The 19,764-nt window shown below is 43.1% G+C and carries 18 protein-coding genes; 11 read left to right on the top strand and 7 right to left on the bottom strand.

The window, feature by feature from the left end; genetic code table 11:
- The first annotated feature begins 7 nt into the window (after window positions 1-7).
- From AC3CKG_RS17365 to AC3CKG_RS17355, 3 genes are all read left to right on the top strand, one after another.
- Complete coding sequence (locus tag AC3CKG_RS17365) at window positions 8-469, top strand: Lrp/AsnC family transcriptional regulator (RefSeq protein WP_065112731.1); 462 nt, start codon at window positions 8-10, stop codon at window positions 467-469.
- 78 nt (window positions 470-547) lie between these two features.
- Complete coding sequence (locus tag AC3CKG_RS17360; protein WP_488529643.1) at window positions 548-1,495, top strand: LysR family transcriptional regulator; 948 nt, start codon at window positions 548-550, stop codon at window positions 1,493-1,495.
- A gap of 100 nt (window positions 1,496-1,595) precedes the next feature.
- Window positions 1,596-2,210 carry a LysE family translocator gene (locus tag AC3CKG_RS17355; RefSeq protein WP_029223519.1) on the top strand — a complete coding sequence of 205 codons (615 nt, stop codon included), beginning with the start codon at window positions 1,596-1,598 and terminating at the stop codon, window positions 2,208-2,210.
- A 109-nt stretch (window positions 2,211-2,319) separates the two neighbouring features.
- Here the strand turns inward: AC3CKG_RS17355 and AC3CKG_RS17350 are convergent, their stop codons facing one another.
- Together AC3CKG_RS17350 and AC3CKG_RS17345 are read right to left on the bottom strand one after the other, a co-directional pair.
- Window positions 2,320-3,483 carry an alpha/beta hydrolase gene (locus AC3CKG_RS17350; RefSeq protein ID WP_488529642.1) on the bottom strand — a complete coding sequence of 388 codons (1,164 nt, stop codon included), beginning with the start codon at window positions 3,481-3,483 and terminating at the stop codon, window positions 2,320-2,322.
- Window positions 3,484-3,536: 53 nt separating this feature from the next.
- The gene (locus AC3CKG_RS17345; RefSeq protein WP_065105507.1) at window positions 3,537-3,767 is read right to left on the bottom strand and encodes a hypothetical protein; all 231 of its coding nucleotides are present in this window, start codon (window positions 3,765-3,767) and stop codon (window positions 3,537-3,539) included.
- A 274-nt stretch (window positions 3,768-4,041) separates the two neighbouring features.
- Here AC3CKG_RS17345 and hcp point away from each other — a divergent pair, with 274 nt between their 5' ends.
- Both hcp and AC3CKG_RS17335 read left to right on the top strand, forming a co-directional pair.
- On the top strand, window positions 4,042-5,703 hold the full coding sequence (gene hcp, locus AC3CKG_RS17340) for a hydroxylamine reductase (protein ID WP_012600311.1): 1,662 nt from the start codon (window positions 4,042-4,044) through the stop codon (window positions 5,701-5,703).
- 111 nt (window positions 5,704-5,814) lie between these two features.
- Complete coding sequence (locus tag AC3CKG_RS17335) at window positions 5,815-6,894, top strand: FAD-binding oxidoreductase (protein WP_065112734.1); 1,080 nt, start codon at window positions 5,815-5,817, stop codon at window positions 6,892-6,894.
- A 245-nt stretch (window positions 6,895-7,139) separates the two neighbouring features.
- Here AC3CKG_RS17335 and AC3CKG_RS17330 read toward each other — a convergent pair whose 3' ends face one another.
- Window positions 7,140-8,576, bottom strand: coding sequence for a glyceraldehyde-3-phosphate dehydrogenase (locus tag AC3CKG_RS17330; RefSeq protein ID WP_488529641.1), 1,437 nt, complete (start codon window positions 8,574-8,576; stop codon window positions 7,140-7,142).
- 908 nt (window positions 8,577-9,484) lie between these two features.
- Here AC3CKG_RS17330 and AC3CKG_RS17325 point away from each other — a divergent pair.
- Window positions 9,485-12,049 (top strand): ATP-binding protein, encoded by a 2,565-nt coding sequence (locus tag AC3CKG_RS17325; protein ID WP_488529978.1) that lies wholly within the window; start codon window positions 9,485-9,487, stop codon window positions 12,047-12,049.
- Between the two features lie 97 nt (window positions 12,050-12,146).
- Here AC3CKG_RS17325 and AC3CKG_RS17320 read toward each other — a convergent pair whose 3' ends face one another.
- From AC3CKG_RS17320 to AC3CKG_RS17310, 3 genes are all read right to left on the bottom strand, one after another.
- Window positions 12,147-12,383, bottom strand: coding sequence for an SMP domain-containing protein (locus AC3CKG_RS17320; protein WP_017110768.1), 237 nt, complete (start codon window positions 12,381-12,383; stop codon window positions 12,147-12,149).
- Window positions 12,384-12,545: 162 nt separating this feature from the next.
- A complete protein-coding gene (locus AC3CKG_RS17315; RefSeq protein ID WP_102282051.1) occupies window positions 12,546-13,172 on the bottom strand; it encodes a D-Ala-D-Ala carboxypeptidase family metallohydrolase in 627 nt (208 codons plus the stop codon).
- Window positions 13,173-13,324: 152 nt separating this feature from the next.
- Window positions 13,325-13,639, bottom strand: a complete 315-nt coding sequence (locus AC3CKG_RS17310) for a DUF496 family protein (protein WP_017105326.1) — start codon at window positions 13,637-13,639, stop codon at window positions 13,325-13,327.
- A gap of 195 nt (window positions 13,640-13,834) precedes the next feature.
- On the opposite strand from AC3CKG_RS17310, the gene AC3CKG_RS17305 reads away from it, so the two are divergent.
- The 5 genes from AC3CKG_RS17305 to luxQ all read left to right on the top strand — a co-directional run bounded on the left by AC3CKG_RS17305 (window position 13,835) and on the right by luxQ (window position 19,055).
- Window positions 13,835-14,035 (top strand): hypothetical protein, encoded by a 201-nt coding sequence (locus AC3CKG_RS17305; RefSeq protein WP_065105353.1) that lies wholly within the window; start codon window positions 13,835-13,837, stop codon window positions 14,033-14,035.
- A 63-nt stretch (window positions 14,036-14,098) separates the two neighbouring features.
- Window positions 14,099-14,755 carry a YceH family protein gene (locus AC3CKG_RS17300; RefSeq protein WP_065112737.1) on the top strand — a complete coding sequence of 219 codons (657 nt, stop codon included), beginning with the start codon at window positions 14,099-14,101 and terminating at the stop codon, window positions 14,753-14,755.
- The gene (locus tag AC3CKG_RS17295; protein WP_372137740.1) at window positions 14,756-15,070 is read left to right on the top strand and encodes a GIY-YIG nuclease family protein; all 315 of its coding nucleotides are present in this window, start codon (window positions 14,756-14,758) and stop codon (window positions 15,068-15,070) included.
- Between the two features lie 308 nt (window positions 15,071-15,378).
- On the top strand, window positions 15,379-16,473 hold the full coding sequence (locus AC3CKG_RS17290; protein WP_488529640.1) for a substrate-binding domain-containing protein: 1,095 nt from the start codon (window positions 15,379-15,381) through the stop codon (window positions 16,471-16,473).
- Window positions 16,473-19,055: a quorum-sensing autoinducer 2 sensor kinase/phosphatase LuxQ gene (gene luxQ, locus AC3CKG_RS17285; RefSeq protein WP_372137742.1), complete on the top strand. Its 2,583-nt coding sequence runs from the start codon at window positions 16,473-16,475 to the stop codon at window positions 19,053-19,055. The genes AC3CKG_RS17290 and luxQ overlap by 1 nt, the downstream gene beginning before the upstream one ends.
- Before the next feature lie 16 nt (window positions 19,056-19,071).
- On the opposite strand, the gene AC3CKG_RS17280 is transcribed toward luxQ, so the two are convergent.
- Window positions 19,072-19,731 (bottom strand): PilZ domain-containing protein, encoded by a 660-nt coding sequence (locus tag AC3CKG_RS17280; RefSeq protein WP_488529639.1) that lies wholly within the window; start codon window positions 19,729-19,731, stop codon window positions 19,072-19,074.
- Window positions 19,732-19,764: the final 33 nt, after the last annotated feature.

Below are 19,764 nucleotides of genomic sequence, written 5' to 3'. Positions count from 1 at the left end.
CAGAAGTATGGATAAATTTGATCGCCAAATTTTAGATATTCTAAAAATTAACGCTCGATGCTCAGTGAGCGATATCGCCAGAGATGTCAGCCTGTCTCGCTCTGCGGTGAACGCCAGGATCAAGAAGCTGGAAAACGATAAGATCATTACAGGATATTGTGCACAGGTGACCGAGCCTGATTTACCGAAGAACGTTGGCGCTTATATCTCTTTGAAGTTTGACATGTCGAGCAGCAATCATAATTGTGAGTCTTACGCTAAAAATATCTACGCCATTGATGGTGTGCAGTGGTGCCACTCTATTAGCGGTGAGACCGACATGATGCTTTATGTTGAAGTTGAAAGCATGGAGCGTTTGAACCAAATTCGCGACCAGCTGCAAGGCTATCCTGAACTTCGACATCTTATGACTCATACTGTCTTAACGGAATTCTTCAACAAGCAAACTTCGTCTTTTAATATGTCTTGAGTGAGTGCCGCTTACCTTCACTGTGTCGTCATTTGTCCGTAATTACTCAACTTATTCTTATTCACTCTAAGGTTGCTGATGTTAGGTAATATCAATTTAAATTTACTGCGGTCGCTGCATGTGCTTCTTGAAGAGTGCCATGTAAGCCGAGCCGCTCAGCGTCTGCACATCACGCAGTCGGCGGTGAGCCGTCAACTGGCTCAGCTTAGAGATCTATGTGGTGATCCTCTTCTGGTTCGTGATGGGAACAAACTGGTTCCAACCAACCGTGCTTTGTTGCTTAAAGGCAAGCTCGATGACTTGCTGGGCGAGTTTGACCACCTCTTAGATGATAAGCCATTTGATCCACAAGACTGGCAAGGTGAATTGGTGTTGGCTTCGAGTGATTATGTTGCTCAGTATATCTTGCCCATTGTTGTGTCCGAGGTGTCGAAGGACGCGCCTCATATCAACTTGGCTTATCGTTTATGGCAGCCTAACTTCCTTGAAACGCTCAATGAATCAGGTATTCACTTGGCGTCGAGTATGTTCCCCAAAAAGCCGGATCATGTCTCAAGTATCAAGCTCGGAGAGGATAAGTCCGTGTGTTTGATGAGAGCCTCTCATCCGTTGGCTAAGCAATCAGCCATAAGCGCGGAAGACATCGTGAGTTACTCACATATCAAAGTAACGGGTGGGGGAGACAAAGACAGCTATTCGGATATTGCGTTAAAGAAACAGGGACACAAACGCAGAATCGCATTGCAGGTACCGTTCTTTTCATCGGCGGGAAACGTGTTAATGCAAGACGATTACTTGATGATTGTACCGGAGCATATTGCTTACAACTTGGGTCGACATCTCGATGTCGCTTACTTTTCGCTGCCGTTTGAGACAGAAATGCATACCTATTGGCTTATGTGGCATCCTAAGTATGACAACGACTCTGCCCATAAATGGGCTCGAGAGAAAGCGTTTAAAGCCATCCAAAAGTCGAGTTATAATATCAGTATGATTTCAAATCATACCAGTGATGATAATCTTTGATTTCAAATAATACCTACTGCGGCTTATTGTAAGCGCTAAGTATTGAGTATTAATTGTAGAGTGTTCAGCTGGAACGCTTTGTTTTACTAGGAATGGAATGATGACAGTAACAATTTGGTTTTCTTTATTAGCTATCTGCTTGTTGGGTGCAATGTCTCCGGGCCCAAGCTTGGCGATGATCGCTAAGCACAGTTTGGCTGGTGGCCGTATGAACGGACTTATCGCAGCTTGGTCACACGCGGCGGGCATAGGTATTTACGCGTTCGCAACCATTGTCGGTTTAGCGGTGTTACTTGAGCAATCGCCAATGATATTTAAAGGCATCAGCTTGGCGGGTGCAGCTTATCTACTTTACCTTGGCGTGAATGCCTTACGCTCAAAAGGTGGAGTTGCCGCGAAATTGGAAGCGGGCGAACAGATGAGCTACATGCAGTCTGCTCGCGAGGCTTTCTTGATCTCTATCTTGAGCCCAAAGATCGCGCTGTTTTTTATCGCTCTATTTAGCCAATTTGTGGCGTTAGGTAACGAACTGAGCAATCAAGTGATTATTGTCTCAACGCCACTGATTGTTGACGGCCTTTGGTATACCTTTATTACTTTGGTGCTCTCCAGCCCCTTGATTGTAGAGCGCATTCGAGCAAAAGCGCAGTTGATCGATCGATTGTCTGGCGTGGTGTTGATTCTGCTTGCTGTGCGTGTGGTGTGGACGATATAGCGGCAGTTCATATACTGGCCAGAAACGACATCCATTAAAAAGGCTCACTAGACGTTATCTATTGAGCCTTTTTGACTTCTATGGATTGGCTTCGACAGTCTTGAGCTTGTTAGCCTTCTGAATTCAGAACCGCATCGAGCTTTTCCATCGAGTCTGAAAAGTACGGGTTGTAGGTCAAACGCGCATGGTTTTTACCTTCTTCACGATATCCCCACGCTGAGTACCACACTTCACTTGTTGCGTTGCACTGTGCTTCTAAACCTTCCTCTTGACCATTGGAGCAGATCTTCTCGCTCCCATTGATCCCGTAGTAAGGATTGCTTGGTGAGAACAGTAAGCCCATATGAGAGCCGTTCGAGATACGTTGCTCTGGGATCTTCATGCTGTATTGAACAGCGCGAGGATCGTCAAGTGTGGTTTCCCCTTGCCAAACTAAGACATTGTTTGGGTTTGGCATAGACTCAGTAAATGCCTGCTGAACGAAGTTGGTGTCAATCACACTGTCGCCTTCACTCATCATAATAAATACGGGCTTATCGAAGTGTTTATCTTGTAAGTCTTCGCGAACCACTTCTGATGTCTCGTAGTAAACAGAGGCGCCGTTCATTGGCAACGAGTTGTAACGCAATACATTGTCTTCAGGATCTTGATCCGCCCACGTAACGAAGTAGCTTGCTAGCCCTGCATATTGAACCGCAGACGAACTCGGTTGGAACGCAGGAGAGAACAACAGCAACCCAGAGATCTTAGGATCGTTCATCGCCTGTGAAGTCACGAGGTTCGCACCTGTTGAATAACCGCCAAGCCAAACAGAATCATACTCTTGCTCCAATAGCTTCGTATGATGAGCCACCACGCCCTGCCAATCTTCTAAGTTTGGCTGCATTAAGTCGCCAACACGACTGCCGTGGCCCGGTAGCAATACCGTTCTCACTAGGTAGCCTTGTTCTGCTAAGTGCGTTGCGATGTCTTTAAACGAGTAGGGTGAATCACCTAACCCATGAACCAATAAAACTGCCTTACCGTTAGGTTTCGCAGGTTGATATTCGGTAGGTGAATTGAGTTGAATCTCTAGCTGCTTGTCTTTGGTCATGAACACACGGTTTTTCAGTAACCAATCTTGAGTATCGTTGACGTAAGCATCAAAGCTGTCTTGCTGATATTCAGGCAAGTTAGGAGACGTTTCGTAAGCGGGAGCGATGGTCTCGTTGGAGCAACCAACGAGACTTAAAGTCGTTAAGGCTAGCAGTGCTAGGAGGGGTTTTCTTTGCATTATGTAATGTTGTCTCTGTTGTGCTTTCACTATGTCTGAAACTAAAGTTTAGATTACTTTCTGCTCGAAAGGTCTTCGTATTCACCTTCAATAACACCGGCATCATTGGTTGATGACTGACGAGTGTGCATATGAGCTGCGAAACCTTGTTTCTTCATTTGATTCTGAATGCGCTTGCCAGTAATTAAAGCTGCGATAGCCAAAGGAATAGCAAGAATCAAGCTTGTGAATAGTGCCAAAAGGCCGGTAAACAATGCAACAATCGTAACTAATATATTTTTCATATTCATTCCTCTCTTTCTATGTTGTTACTTTATCGCTTCTATTCTGAACGAAACATGAACACCGTAAAATATTCTTCAAGAGTCACTATGACACAGGTGTGTGTGGTTTTCGGGTTTATATGTAGTCATATTCACGCACTAAAAATATGGAATTTACTTAAGTTTATAAAAATCAATAACTTAAAAGTTGGCACGCTTGATGCTGTATAGGGTTTGGAATAAGTCACTGTAAGCAAAGCACTTACAGCTAATAAAAAATTACTGGAGCCCCTTTATGTTCTGTATTCAATGTGAACAAACGATTCAAACCCCAACCGTAAAAGGCTGTTCTTTCGCACAAGGCATGTGTGGAAAAACCTCGGAAGTATCCGACCTTCAAGACGTGTTGGTGCATTCTCTTCAAGGTGTTTCTTTTTGGGCAAGCCTAGGTCGCGCTTGCGATGTTATTGATACAGAAGTTGATGAGTGGGCGCCAAAAGCGTTCTTCGCAACACTGACTAACGTTAACTTCGACCCTGCTCGTATTATCGAATTCGCACAACAGTCTCATGAATTCAAGCAGCGTTTAGAGCAAAAAGTTCGTGCAGCAGCAACATTGATTGGTTTTGAAATTCCAGAGCTTTCTGCAGCAGCACAGTTCGATCTTCCAACAGATTCTTCAGAGCTATTGGCACTTGCGCCTCAAGCTGCTGTAAACCGTGGTCACGACTCTCAACACGAAGATGTGATTGGTCTTCGTCTTCTTTGCCTATACGGCTTAAAAGGTGCGGCAGCCTACATGGAGCACGCTCGTGTTCTTGGTCAAACTGATGACGCTATTTTTGCTGAATACCATGAAATCATGGCGTTCCTAGGTACAGATCCATCAGATCTAAAACAGTTACTTGATACATCAATGCAGATTGGCTTGATGAACTACAAAGTAATGGAAATGCTAGACAAAGGCGAGACAGATACCTTCGGTCACCCGCAACCAACAACCGTGAATGTGAAGACTAAAAAAGGTCACTGTATTCTTGTTTCTGGTCACGACTTGCATGATCTAGAAAAGATTCTTCAACAAACTGAAGGCAAGGGCATCAACGTTTACACTAACGGTGAGATGCTACCAGCACACGGTTACCCAGAACTGAACAAGTACCCACACCTTGCGGGTAACTACGGCAGCGCTTGGCAGAACCAGCAAAAAGAATTCGCTAACTTCCCTGGCGCAATTGTAATGACGTCTAACTGCCTGCTTAACCCTGATGTAGGTTCTTACGCAGACCGTCTATTTACGCGCAGCATCGTAGGCTGGCCGGGTGTTGATCACCTTGAAGGCGACGATTTCAGCGCAGTAATTGATTGTGCACTAGCGCAAGAAGGTTTCAAACACGACGAGATCGAGCAAATGATCACTGTCGGTTTTGGTCGTAACGCCTTGATGGAAGCGGCACCTGCAGTTGTTGAGCAAGTTAAAGAAGGTAACATCAAACACTTCTTCCTAGTGGGTGGTTGTGACGGTGACAAATCTGAACGTAGCTACTACACAGATTTCACAGCTCAAGCGCCAGAAGATTCAGTAATCCTGACATTGGCATGTGGTAAATTCCGTTTCAACAAAAACCAATTTGGTGACATTAACGGTATCCCACGTCTGTTAGATGTTGGCCAATGTAACGATGCTTACTCTGCGATTCAACTTGCTATCGCACTGTCTCAAGAGTTTGATTGTGGTATCAACGAACTTCCGTTAACGCTGGTTCTATCTTGGTTCGAGCAAAAAGCGATCGTTATCTTGCTTACTCTGTTCGCTCTAGGTGTGAAAGGTATTTACACAGGCCCTACAGCACCTGCGTTCCTAACTGAAAATCTACTTAAGATTATGCAAGACGAGTTCGATATGCGTTCTATTTCAACGCCAGAACAAGATCTTAAAACAATCTTAGCGGCTTAATTTAAGCCAACCTGAAGCCTCGTTGTTGTGACGTTTTAATAAAACAAACAGCTGCGGGGCTTTTTAGATTTAAATCTTTAGTCATTTAATCATCAGTAAGGTGCGTGAACTATGTATGCATGGTCGGATAGCGATTCAATCAATTTAGTGTGTTTAAAGAAATGGCACGAGACGCCAGATACGGTCAGTTTTGAGCTTGGCAGTATTCCACAAGACTTACATTTCAATTTTAAGCCAGGGCAATTCATTACTCTGGGTTTAGATATGCCGACGAAAACCGATTATCGCGCCTATTCTGTGGCTTCTTGTCCTGAAGATAATCGCCTGAAGCTCACGGTGAAACGTGTGGAAGGTGGCTTGGTTTCGAACTTTATTGTTGATGAGCTTGATGAAGGTGATGAGGTTTCAGTATTGAAGCCTGCTGGCGCGTTTAACTGTATTGATTGCATGCCGACAGCAACGAAAAAAGTGACGCTAGTGAGTGCAGGTTGTGGTATTACACCTGTGATGGCGATGGCAAAATATTGGCTGGCTCAAGGCAGTGATATTGAGATCGACTTCGTCCACATGGCACGCAATAAGCGTGAGACCATTTACTTTCAAGAACTGCATCAATTAGATGAGGCGCACAGCAACTTCAATCTTAAATTGCTGCTAAAAGACAGTGAAGGAACATTAGCTCCTCAAGGTCGATTAGATAAGAATTGGTTAGTAAAACTAAGCCCAGATATTTTAGACCGAACTGTTTATCTGTGCGGCCCAGTTGGCTTTATGCAAAACATAGAAAGCTACCTGAAAGAACTAGAATTCAACATGGAAAATTTCTATCAAGAAAGTTTCACGCCAGCGAACCCAAACACGGATTCACTAGCCAATAGCAATACAGCTTCAGAAGAGTCACAAGCGGAAGCGTCTGCAGATTCAAATGGTGCCGTTAAGGTGTTTGTACCTGCATTTGGCGCAGAAGTAGAAGCGGAAGCGGGTACACCACTGGCTGATTCATTAGAGAAAGCTGGTGTTCCGATTATTATTGCCTGTCGCAGTGGGATTTGTGGTTCATGCAAGTGCAAAGTAACCAAAGGTTCAGTGGAATCAAGCAGCCAAGAAACATTGACGCCAGAACAGATTGAGCAAGGTTATGTCCTTGCGTGTTCGAGTACGATTCAGTCGGATGTTGAGGTTGAGCTGTAACAGATGTGAAGTCGAGCTTTGTTAGAACGGTAAAAACAAAGTTGGCGTAATAGAGACCAAAATTAAAGTAACAGATGTAAAAAGGCCACTTAGATCAGATAGAGAGAGCAGATCTAAGTGGCAACCTTCCTGTTTATACGGGGGAGTAAAACAAGAAGGGTTGCAAAGCCCATTACAGACTTCGCAGATATAATTATTATGTTGTGGAGCCGTTTGCGCTGAGTTAGTTACAAGATTGAAATCGTTTAAACTTCAGGGTAAGTCTTGTAGCGTACGCCCATCATCTGTTCCATACAGTGAACAACCTGACAGCTGTAGCCAAACTCGTTGTCGTACCAAATGTACAGAACAGCACGGTTGTCTTGCGCGATAGTTGCAACACCGTCAACCACACCTGGGTGGCGAGAACCAACCAAATCGGTAGATACAATCTCGGTTGAGTCGGTGTAATCAATCTGTGCAGATAAAGCCGAAGATAGCGCCATCTCACGCAGGTATTCGTTCAACTCTTCTTTGTTTGTGCCTTTCTCAAGGTTTAGGTTTGCTACTGCCATTGAAACGTTTGGCGTAGGTACGCGAATCGCATTACCTGTTAGCTTACCTTCCATTTCTGGCATCGCTTTTGATACCGCTTTAGCAGCGCCAGTCGATGTCAGTACCATGTTCAATGATGCAGCACGACCACGACGATCACCTGAGTGGAAGTTGTCGATTAGGTTTTGGTCATTGGTAAATGAGTGAACCGTTTCGATGTGACCTGATAGGACACCAAACTTGTCGTGAACCGCTTTTAATACTGGCGTAATGGCGTTGGTTGTACAGCTTGCAGCAGAGATGATCGTATCTTCTGGTTGAATGTCATTTTGGTTTACACCAAATACAACGTTCTTGATTTCACCTTTGCCTGGCGCAGTCAGTAGAGCCTTCTTCGCACCATTACACGCAACGTGCTGGCTCAGGCCTTCAGCGTCACGCCACACACCTGTGTTATCAACCACAAGTGCATTCTCGATACCGTAAGATGTGTAATCCACTTCTGCTGGCTTGTTTGCGTAGATAACTTGGATGAAGTTACCGTTAACGATGATCGCTTTACGTTCTTGGTCTACAACGATGCTGCCGTTGAATTGGCCATGAACAGAGTCACGACGTAGCAAGCTTGCACGTTTTTCTAAGTCACCGTCTTTGCCGCCACGAACAACAATTGCACGTAAACGCAGTGGGTAACCTGGGCCACTTTTCTCGATCAATAGACGAGTGAGCAAACGGCCAATACGACCAAAACCGTACAAGACAACATCGCGAGGTTCTGTCATCGCATCGCCTTCAAGCGATTCTAAAAGCGCAGTTTGTAGGAAATCATCCAACCCGTGTGTGTCTTCGCGATCTTGCCAGAATGTATGAGCAAGGCGACCAACATCGATACGACATGGAGATAAGTCCATAGAGAGAAGGTGTTGAATGATTGGTTGAGTCTGTTCTGCGGTAAGCGGAGAACCTGTGTAACGTTTTGCGATGCGGTGAGCTTTGATGATGTCGATAGTTGTTGCGTTAACCAGTGTTTTACCGAACAGGATAACTTCAACGCCTTTTTGGCGGTACAACTGACCTAAAGTAGGAGCGATTGATTCAGCAATAGTTTGACTAGTTTGCCAGTCTAGGAGGTGCTTTTCGGGACTCATCTTTACTCGGGACCTTTCACGTTAATTTCTGCAATCATAGCGAATGTAGGGTAGCCATGAGTGCATGGGGGAGTTGAGCTATCTAAGCTTTTGTGGTCTTTAACGCCACTTTAAATGCGCTTGATATGCCTTGTGTGTAACTTGTAATTTTTATGTGGCAGGATTGTAAGGTACGACGGGTTATTCTGCTAGGAAAAATAAATGCAGATAAATTATCTGAAACCTGGCTTTATATTAGTCATAAATCAAGCTTTTAGCGTTAATAAAGGCTATTGACTTTAACAATCTGTAGCACTTAATTTTCGCCAAAAAATACTCAAATCAAAATATGATATGTAATAAAGGTCATAGTGATCATTAAAGATGTGATCATTAACTCAAGTTACACGTAAATGGTAAACAACAGATAAGCAAACCGACCGTTTTTCCTGTTCGACCTTGGCATAAGCTTAGGTAGAGTGCGAAAAGTGCATGACGCAAACGATTAGATCTCACAAATTTCACCTAATTGTCGACTTTATTAATGTCTAGAGTTGTTACTCACTGCCTTGTGGGACCGATAGGCTTTCTTTTTCACTTGTTATGCGAGTGATAATAACTAGATAAATCTAGCTTCACTTAACTTGTTTGTACCTCTCTTGAGTAGACCTCATGGGTTTACACCTCACTGACTCAAATAAATACCTCCCACTCTTGGATCACCGAAAGCGATGCCAGTTGATATAAATGTCTATTCTGGGCTCAGAGTATCGTCAGTTCATATCCAATTTGATCAATAACCTCTGTTAATGTCCTATCCTTAACGTGGGCTAGGTAAAATTACTGTCGGGAAGGGAGTCGTTATAAAAATGATAAACATGTCAATTAGATGGCGTCTTATTTTTCTTTCCACGGTTTCTGTATTCATTATGTTTGGGTTTACAGTCAATGAAGTGCTAAAGAACGATAAGAAGATGAACTACCTTGAAACAACACGTATTAAGGTCGAAGCGCTTCAATCTTTCAATACTATTTCAAGTAATGCCTATCGATGGTTGGTTCTGTCTAATGACTCTCCTGAGAAAGGTCAGCTGCTTTTAAAGTTGCAATCAGAACTGGATCGGCTCACTCAGTATGAGATAAGACTTCAACAGTTCGATACTAACTGGAGTGTAGAACCACAGTTGGTCGAACTTAAAAAAGTTTTGATGAGCCTTGCTCAAGCGACAGAAAGCACCGACAACACACAGCTCACAGAACGCGCCTTCGATTTGCTAAAAGCCGTGTTGATGGAGCTGTCTGAATATCAAATGACCTTGGTAGATCAAGATATCGGCCAAGCAGAGGCGATGTTTGTCCATTTGACTAATTACGTGTTCTGGACTCAGAGAGAGGCGTGGTTAAGCTACAGTTTGTATCGCTCTCCAGAATTGAAAGACCAATATCTACTGAGTTATGTTGGTGCTTTGGAAAGACAACAACAGTTATTAGACACGTTTTTTCGTTCGGGCACTCGCTCTTCAAATATTAGACAACTGTTAAACACTGTCGCCAAAGATAAACTTCAAGACAACTTCACCTCACGAATCCTCAAAGGGGACTTCTCGTCACCCGAAATCTATGACCATTTGAAAGGTTTAGAGCTGAAAAAAAGGGCTATTTCACAAGCGATTGGTGCTTACACCAAGCAATTGCAATCAGATCTGACAAAGAACATCGCATTGCAAAAACGGCAGACCTTGGTCATGACGCTGCTGATTTTGGTTGCTTCAGGTGTTTTGCTGTGGCTCGGTATCGCTACTTCTTTGCGTTTGAATCGAAACTTATCGCTGATTCTAAAAGGGGTGTCGGAGTGCGCAGATAGCTATGGCAAGCCTAAGATGATTCACACTCAAGGGAGCGACGAGCTTTCTGAATTCACTGAAACGCTAAACCGTGTGATGGAGCGTAATTATCATCACAACCAAGAGTTGATTGAAGCAAAAGAAGATGCGGTTTCAGCAAACAAAGCCAAAAGTGCTTTTCTAGCAAACATGTCTCATGAAATACGTACGCCGCTCAATGGAATTATTGGTATGGCGGAGATTTTATCTCAGAGCCAACTGAGCGCTAATCAGCAAGAAGTGCTTGGGGATATCGAATCGTCTTCCCACTCCTTGCTGGTTCTACTCAATGACATTCTCGATCTTTCAAAAATTGAGTCGGGTAACTTGATGTTGTCGCCGCATAATGCCGACTTGAGAGAGGCTGTCTATGACTCTGTGAGTGTGATTCTGTCGAAAGCGATGAGTAAAGATATTGAACTCGACATTAATATTGACCCCCAAACGCCACCACAGCTCTTCTTTGATGAGTATCGTGTTAGGCAGGTGCTCACCAACTTACTATCGAATGCGATTAAGTTTACGTCTAAAGGATCAATCACCACAGATATTGCCTATACGCCCATGTCGTTAGGTCGAGGTAAGCTGGATTGCACTGTGACTGACACAGGTATAGGGATTGAACCAGAGAAACTAGAGTCGATCTTCGAACCTTTCACACAAGAAGATGGCAGTATCACTCGACAGTTTGGAGGCACAGGTTTAGGGCTAGCGATTTGTCGACAGCTTGTTGATTTGATGGGAGGGTATATCAGCGCCCAATCGGTGAAAGGCGAAGGTTCCACGTTCTCGTTTTGTCTGTATGTTGATATTATAGAAAGCCACGTTCAAACGTTCGAAAATTTGAGTCATGCAACGATAATCTCAAATTCCTTTAATTACTTAGATCAGATGGTAAAAGAGTGTGAGCGTTTTAATATCCGAGCGCAGGTGGTTCCATCGATCTCTGAACTGGATGCAAGTATTACCGAGAGTGACTTGATACTTTATTGCCATACGTTACATCACTCCATGGACAAAGATCTTGCTGTGCTGAAGGAGCTCTATCCTCTTTCTCGTGTGATCGTGTGTCAACATCACCTATTTAAAACGAACTTGATCACGGAACCTGTTCACTCCTCTCACACTTTACCTTTCTTAGGTAAACGATTTTTAAATAGTTTATTGTCGCTCGATATCGGTGAAGAAGAAGTTGAGCAAGAGGAACTTGAGACGGAAGAAATTCGCTCGTTGAATCGACGTATATTGATTGTCGAAGATAACTTGATGAATCAAAAGATAGCGAGCTTCTTTCTTGAGAAAGCTGGCTATGAATATCTGATTGCCAGCAATGGTCAAGAAGCGGTAGATGTGATTACTCAAGGCGCTCAGTTTGATGCGATTCTAATGGACTGTATGATGCCTGTCATGGATGGTATTACCGCAACTAGAGCGATCCGAGATTGGGAAACAGAGCAGGGCGTTACGCCATTACCGATCATTGCCCTTACAGCCAGCGTGCTGGACGAGGACATCAAAGATTGCTTTGAAGCCGGTATGAATGCTTACTTACCTAAACCTTATAAATCCCACCAACTTTATGACCTTTTTAGCAACTTAGATATCGTTTAAGCCAACGAACACCTCTTTGATGAAGACGTTGAGCGTACTTCAATGATCCGAGGTGCGTGGAATGTAAATGGTGCTGTTATTAATGGTTGTTCTATTTCTACCTAACTTCTAGCCCTAGGTTATATTGAGCAAGACATCGACCGACATAACTAATCTTTAGCAAGGCAGCCACCAATATCGTACTGATGTGCGCAACGACTTGAATTGGCAGTGAGAAATGGTCTGCCATAGGATAAGCCACTATGATGCTAAGAAGCATAAGCAGAGCCGTTATTGCTAAACTGAAGTTTGAAACAGAAAGTAGAGTTTGAAAGCGTTGAGTCATCGTCTTCATGTGAATTCCTAATTGCTATTAATAATGATGATACTTATCAATAGCAATTAGCGTTCCATTTTTATTTATTGTTTTAAATCAATTTGTTATCGTTTTATCTTTTATTTTAATGTCAAATTGACATGGTGTTTATTATTGTCATTTTGACTCTATTGTGTGTATTTACCATTGTCTGAATCCACAAGTATCAATATGGAATCGAACACCAGAATATAAACCCAGTCCAACGTTATTCTTTTGCCCAAATTCAGCATGAATTTTTTTAAGCTTCACGTGGAGATCTTCGCGAGTAATATCATTCGCGGGCACTAAGTCTAAGGCACAAAATTCCAAGTGTTTACTTCGTAGCGCACCCCCCGCTTGTTGATTATAGATATCGGTTCGCTCCCCTGACACAGGGATAACAACCCCGATTTCTGGTTCAATATATTGTTGGATGTATTTGAGGGTGTTAATCATGTTGGGAACGTGCTTTTTATTGGGAAGGGTAAACAGCGTGGTGTTGCTCATCGCCCAGTCGGTTCCTTGCAACAGAACTAAGTGCAGAGGCATGCTTTGTGTGATGCCGTTGTCTTTGAATTGTTGTCCGACTGCTTTGACTTTGTCCTGTGCATGATTAAGAAGCATCCAGCCTCGGAATGCTGATCTCGTGGGAACTTTGTAACCATGAACATCGACCACGAGGTCGTCATAAGTGATTTCTTGTTCTTCGGTATAAAGCTTCTCAAATTCTTCAGGGTAGGGTTGTGCCGTTGATAGCGCTAAGGTAATCAGAATACTCGCATACATAAGGTCACTCCATTGCTTAGGTTCACTCAGCTACTTATATTCACTCAGTTATTTACGTTCGCTTAAGTATAGACGGTAGTATTTGGGTATAAAAAAACCCACTACAAAGAGTGGGTTACTAACATTGTTGCAAGTAAATTCGCTAGGTTAGATTACTTCTTACCTTGGATTTGCTTGTCTTCTTCTGTTAGTTCACGAATACGGCGGCTGATGTCGCGACGAGCTTTTGAGATCTCAGCGCTTTTGATGATGTGATCATCAACGCGGTCTTCGTAGTCAGCTTTCATGTTTTTGATAATGCCTAGGATCTCGTCATGAGTCATTTCTGGCTTGACGTAGTCAAGTAGGTTATCAAGAAGGTCGACACGCTTACGGTTGTCACGAACTTTCTTTTCGTTGTCTAAAAGTTCACGCTTAAGTTTGTTCTTACGTCGTGCTTGGTTAACAATTTCAAATACGCTGCTCATAGATTCCTTTTCCTAATCGTCAAATACGTTGTCTGGTTCTGATTAAAGCACATCAGTTGGTGTTGTAACAGTCTTTAGATCAAAGCAAAAGTAAGGTTGTATAATTATTCGACACTCTCGCTCAAGTGCGATTGTTTTTATCTAAGAGTTCAAGTTAGTATCCAGTATAGATACTTCATTGATACGAAATGTGAAATGAATCAACAACAATTAGAAACAGACGATCTGGTAGAGGGTGTTACCGAATCTTCAGCAGAACAAAGCAAGCTTCGAGAGGCGTATGTCAAAGAGCGTACTTATCTGGAAGTCGTGGAAATAGAGCTGAACCGTTCTAAAATCATAATGATTGATGAACAAGGCAGAAAGAAAAGAGTACCTATTTTGTCTGAGCACTAGTCATCATTGGCTGCATTCTTCAGTGTTGAGACGGAGTAATCAAAATAATAAAAAGGAAAAATGATGAACACAGTACTTTCCCCAATTGAAGCGAGAATTATCGGTTGTTTGATCGAGAAAGAAGTTACCACTCCTGATCATTACCCGTTAACGTTGAACAGCTTAACCACTGCATGTAACCAAAAGAGTAACCGTGAGCCTGTGCTCTCTCTTTCTGAGTCTGAAGTATTAGACGCTGTTGATGGATTAATAGCGCGTCGTCTTGTCAGTGACGAAAGCAGCTTCAATAGTCGCGTGAATAAGTATCAGCACCGTTTCTGTAATACTGAATTTGGTGATTTGCAATTTACTGAGCAAGAGCGTGCGATAATCTGCTGTATGCTTCTTCGTGGCGCACAAACGCCTGGTGAACTGCGCACAAGAACAGGTCGTCTTGCAAATTTCAGCGATGTTAAGGAAGTGGAAGCTACGCTAGACAAATTAGCCGTAAGAGAAGCGGGTGCTTTAGTGGTGAAGCTGCCACGTGAAGCGGGTAAACGTGAATCGCGTTACCAACATTTATTGAGTGGTGAAGTGGATGTTGAGTCATTTGCAACTGCGTCTGTAGGAGCTTCTCAACCAACTGCGAATAGCGGAAGACTTGAAGAGTTGGAAACCGAAGTGGCGAGCCTAAAGGCGGAAGTTGCTGAGCTTAAAGAAATGGTTGAATCACTACTTTAGATGTCTACGTTAGATAAAAATGCGGGTTGGGTGGTGTACTTGATCCGCAATCGTCACAACGCTCTTTATTGCGGTGTAACGAATAATTTAGAACGCCGATTTGAGCAACATCAAACCGGTAAAGGTGCAAAAGCCCTTAAAGGCAAAGGCCCTCTTGAGCTAGTTTGGAGTTTTGATGTTGGGTCAAAAAGTGAGGCATTGAAAACCGAATACGCTATCAAACAATTACCTAAGCCTCGCAAAGAAAAATTGGTATCACTCAAACTAATTATTGAGTGGCAAGAAGACCAAATTCAATATATCGAAGTCTCATAATTCATAGCTAAAATATTCGTTATTGATTGAATCTTAATAATGCAATTCTCTCTATGTAAATAACTTAAATTACTGAATGTAAAGGGTAATTTAATCTTATTTGATCGGCTCGATCTCATCATAGAACTCACTCATTACAGTCTCATTTCCAAATTGACATATTGCACATTTAGAATGTCGTTCTAATTAGCGTTAGACGCTATCATTTATCATCGTTGTCCTACATAATATCTTGTAGCCATACAAAGATATGGTGTCATGCTAGGTTAAAAAGTGAGCCAAAGTAGCTCATATGAAACGAGAAAAATATGAAACGTTTACTGATGTTGTTGGGACTTGCCGTATTTTCTGCGCCCGCTCTCTCCCATGGTACCCATGTCCTCAATGGTTATTGGGAATACCAAGATTACCTTTCTAAATTTCCAGAGCAAAAAGCACTGACCGACAAAATGATCGAGGCTGTGCAAAATCACCCCGTTCCCTTGAGAAAAATCCAAGACGAACCCATCACAATCTCAGTGGTGTATCCAGGACAACAGATCTCAGACTATTGGGTTCGCAATATCGAAGCTTTCGAAAAAAGGCTCGATAAGCTGAGAATTAACTATCAGATAAATCAGGTATTTACGCGAGTTAACGCGGATATCGCCCAGCAAAGTATTTCACTACAAGAAGCCATTGAAAACAAAACGGACTACTTAATTTTCACTCTTGACACCACTCGTCATCGTAAATTTATTGAACACGTTTTGACGTCAACGGATACTAAGCTGATTCTCCAAAATATTACTACCCCAGTTCGATCATGGGCTGACAGACAGCCATTTATGTATGTGGGTTTCGACCATGCGACAGGCAGCTTGAAGCTGGCCGAGTACTTTAAAAGTAACAGTAAATCAGACAGCCAATATTCGGTTTTGTATCGTTCAGAAGGCTATATCAGTGATGCTCGTGGAGACACTTTTATCCATGACGTGAACACCGATACTAACTTTGCACTTAAGTCTTCTTTTTACACTAAATCGGATAAAGAAAGCGGTTATCAAGCGGCGAAAATCAGCATAGCGAAAGATAAAGACCTAGACTTTATTTATGCATGTGCAACTGATGTGGCATTGGGTGCCGCAGATGCCATTCGTGAATCAGGGCGAGATATTCTTCTTAATGGTTGGGGAGGCGGTTCTGCCGAGCTTGAAGCCATCGAAAGAGGTGATTTAGACGTGACTGTGATGCGGATGAATGACGACACAGGTATTGCCATGGCAGAAGCCATTAAATGGGATCTGACGGGTTTAGCTGTACCGACCGTATATTCTGGCGATTTTGAATTAGTCACCAAAGAAGATTCCCCCGAACGAATTTCTGAACTCAAACAGCGAGCATTTAGGTACTCAGGTCAATAATGAAGAAAAGCTACGCCAGTACACCTAGGAACACCTTAGCCAAACTGATTACCCGTATCATTATTTTAGTGATAGGGGTTATGGCACTTGGCGTGCTTATTCATAATTATGAAACCAGCAGTAGCATTGTAAAGCAAGAGACGAACCGTACGGTTCAGCAGACATCTAGCTTGATACAGAACATGTTTGATTACCGCTTGTCGGTGTTACAAATTCACCAAGATAGCAGTTCGCACAGTGCGGTATTAAGAGAATACTTTAACAGCAATGATGATGAAGAAGCGCTGAGTTACTTTTTCTTTGGTGTTGACCAGCGAGAGCCAGATCATGCACCGGACTTGCGTTTCGTTTCTACTCATGACGGTGTCGTTTGGGATGATGGTAATGGTCGGTTTTACGGTTTGGATCAGTCCAATCTGGAAAACATTTCTGGTGAAGTCGCATTCAGCAGTAACTGGCATTTTTTAAAGCTGGTGACGGAGATTGGAGATCGCCATTTATTAGCTCGACGTACGCCGATTGTTGATAATGAAACTGGAGAGGTGCTTGGTCAGTTATACATCGCCATTGTCTTGGATAACAACTTCTCTCTTGCTGAATCTATTCAACAGGGCAGTAACTGCGAAAACATTGTTATAGAGGCTCACGGTACGCCAGTGACTTCTACATTCAGTGGGGATGAAAGTTATACGATAACGGATATCCTCAACTACAAACAACATGATCAACTTCCCAGTCATTTTGTGACTATCGCGACGATTAAGATCAATGCGGTCGATACACCACTCATTATCCGAGCGGTTCAAAAGAACACCAACTTTATTGCGTTAGAAGAAAACTATGAACGCGCAATCATTGTTGTGATTGTCGTGATCATACTCATGTCCTTCTTTGCTAAAGCTTGGATACAGAGAAAGGTCGCGGCTGAACTCGATAAGTTAATGGACTTTACTCGCTCTGCGAGTGGCGATAATGAAGACTACAACAAGTTTGATGGTTCTAATATCTTCGAATTTCATCATATTGGATGCACGTTAGAAGATACTTTTGAACGATTGTCTGAACAAAATCAAAAATTCCAAGACCTGTTTAACTTTGCTCATTCACCGATATTGGTTTGGTCTGACAAAGGCGACTTGATCCAGATGAATCCGGCTGCACGTATGGCGCTGTATGATGAAGATGATAGCTATGGTGTGATAGCTCAGGAGTTCGAACAACGAATGCTGCCTAATATTCAAATGGTGGTTCAAGGATCAAAGCTCACGGGTATCAATGTGCCGATCGGAGAGAAGGTATTTCGATGGAATATGTCTGCAATCCGAGTAGAACACGGTATTACAGGGGTGGTGGTACAAGGTCAAGATATTACGAAGCTCATTGAAGCTGAGCGACAGGCCGATCGCGCTCGTGAAGAAGCCGAGCATCTTGCTAACGTTCGCGCCGATTTCTTAGCAAAGATGAGCCACGAGATTCGGACTCCGCTAAACGGCATTCTCGGCGTTTCTCAGCTGCTTAAACGTTCGATTCAGAGCGAAGATAACCGAGAGCAGGTTGATGTACTTTGTAACAGTGCCGAACATCTACTCGCGGTACTCAACGATATTTTGGACTTCTCTAAAATTGAGCAGGGACAGTTCAACATTCAGAAGAAAGATTTTCGCTTAGTCGAGCTTATCAATACGCTCGACAGTATCTATCGTCCGCTGTGTAAAGATAAATCGGTCGACTTTAGCATCGTGAACAATCTAGTTAATGATATTGAACTCTATACAGACCAAGTTCGATTGAACCAGATAATGTTTAACCTACTGAGTAATGCTCTCAAGTTTACTCATCAAGGCAGCATCTCAGTAAGTTTCGAATTGGAGAGTATCTTTAATTCAGACAACGCTGGTTTGATCATTCGAGTTCAAGATACCGGTATCGGCATTGATGAGAGCAAGATAGACGCCGTGTTTGAACCTTTCGTGCAAGAAGAAGAAACCACAACTCGCGAGTATGGCGGAACCGGTTTAGGACTTACCATCGTTAAGAACCTAGTTGATATGCTGGAAGGTGATATCCAAGTGCGAAGCGCTAAAGGTGAAGGATCTGAGTTTGTTATCGAGATCCCTGTAGAGCTATCTTCACAACCATTATTAGGATCGCCTCTGCAACCTCAGATTGACCCTCAAGCGCTGTTTAGTCATTCCCTTAAAGTATTGCTGGTGGAAGACAACCACACGAACGCGTTTATCGCACAAGCTTTTTGTAAGAAGTATGGGATGGTTGTCGTTTGGGCTAAAGATGGCTTAGAAGCGATAGAGTTGGCGAAAGCCGAGGCGTTTGATCTTATTTTGATGGATAACCAGCTCCCGAATTTAGGCGGCGTAGAAACGACTCTGCAATTAAGAAGTGAAATTGGAATATCAACACCGATTTATGCCTGTACAGCCGATGCACAACAGTCGACGCGAGACAACTTCATGGCCGCTGGAGCCAATTATGTGATAGTTAAGCCGATCAAAGAGGAATCGTTGCACCAAGCTTTTGTGCATTTCAAAAACGTTTACTCAGGCGACATGGAGCAACCGGGCTAACAGAGCGTTCTTGTCTTTATAAAGAACCCGCTGTAAAGGCTTGCTCCAACAGCAACGTTTTCAATTCGTCATTCATCTCTATATGTTTAGGGAACTGTACCCCCAACAACCAACCTTGGCCTTGTCTTTTTTTACTCACAACCTTGTAGACAAGTTCGCTATCTAAATACTCAGTCAGCATCGAGTCCACCTTGATCTTCCAGCCGATATCGATATCCGATTGCTGGGTAATATAGATGCCGCAACCTGATGCAGAAAAGTCCACCAAGGTTGCATCCAATGACAAGGTGTCAAAGGTGACTTCACACTCGAGACGTACTTTGTACCTTTCGTGCTCGCGAATAGGTTTTGTCGCAAAGCTAGAGGGTGGGCGAAGAAATATGAGATGTGCAGGCGAGGTGATGTGAGCCAGTACATTGGTTTTAAACGCGACAATGTGACCAAGCTCTGTATCGGTAATCGCTCGAATAATGACGTCGACATTATTAAGCTTTCTTAGCGTCAGTGCTTCCGTTGCTTTTTGTGAAAGCTCCAGAATCAGGTACTGATCTTGTTTGTGTCCGATATACAGCGTGCTTATCTGAATAGAGTCATCTGGGCCAAATTCCAACACACCTGCTGTTCTTGTACCGGGTTTCAGGTATCTGAACAGTTCTAAGTTTTTATCTTTATGCATATTCTTCAATGAACAATGTTAATCATCTGTTCA

The organism is Vibrio sp. QJM3NY_15 (assembly GCF_057785995.1).
The sequence above is the reverse complement of the archived record's forward strand: the minus strand, read 5'-3'. Positions and strand labels throughout refer to the sequence as shown.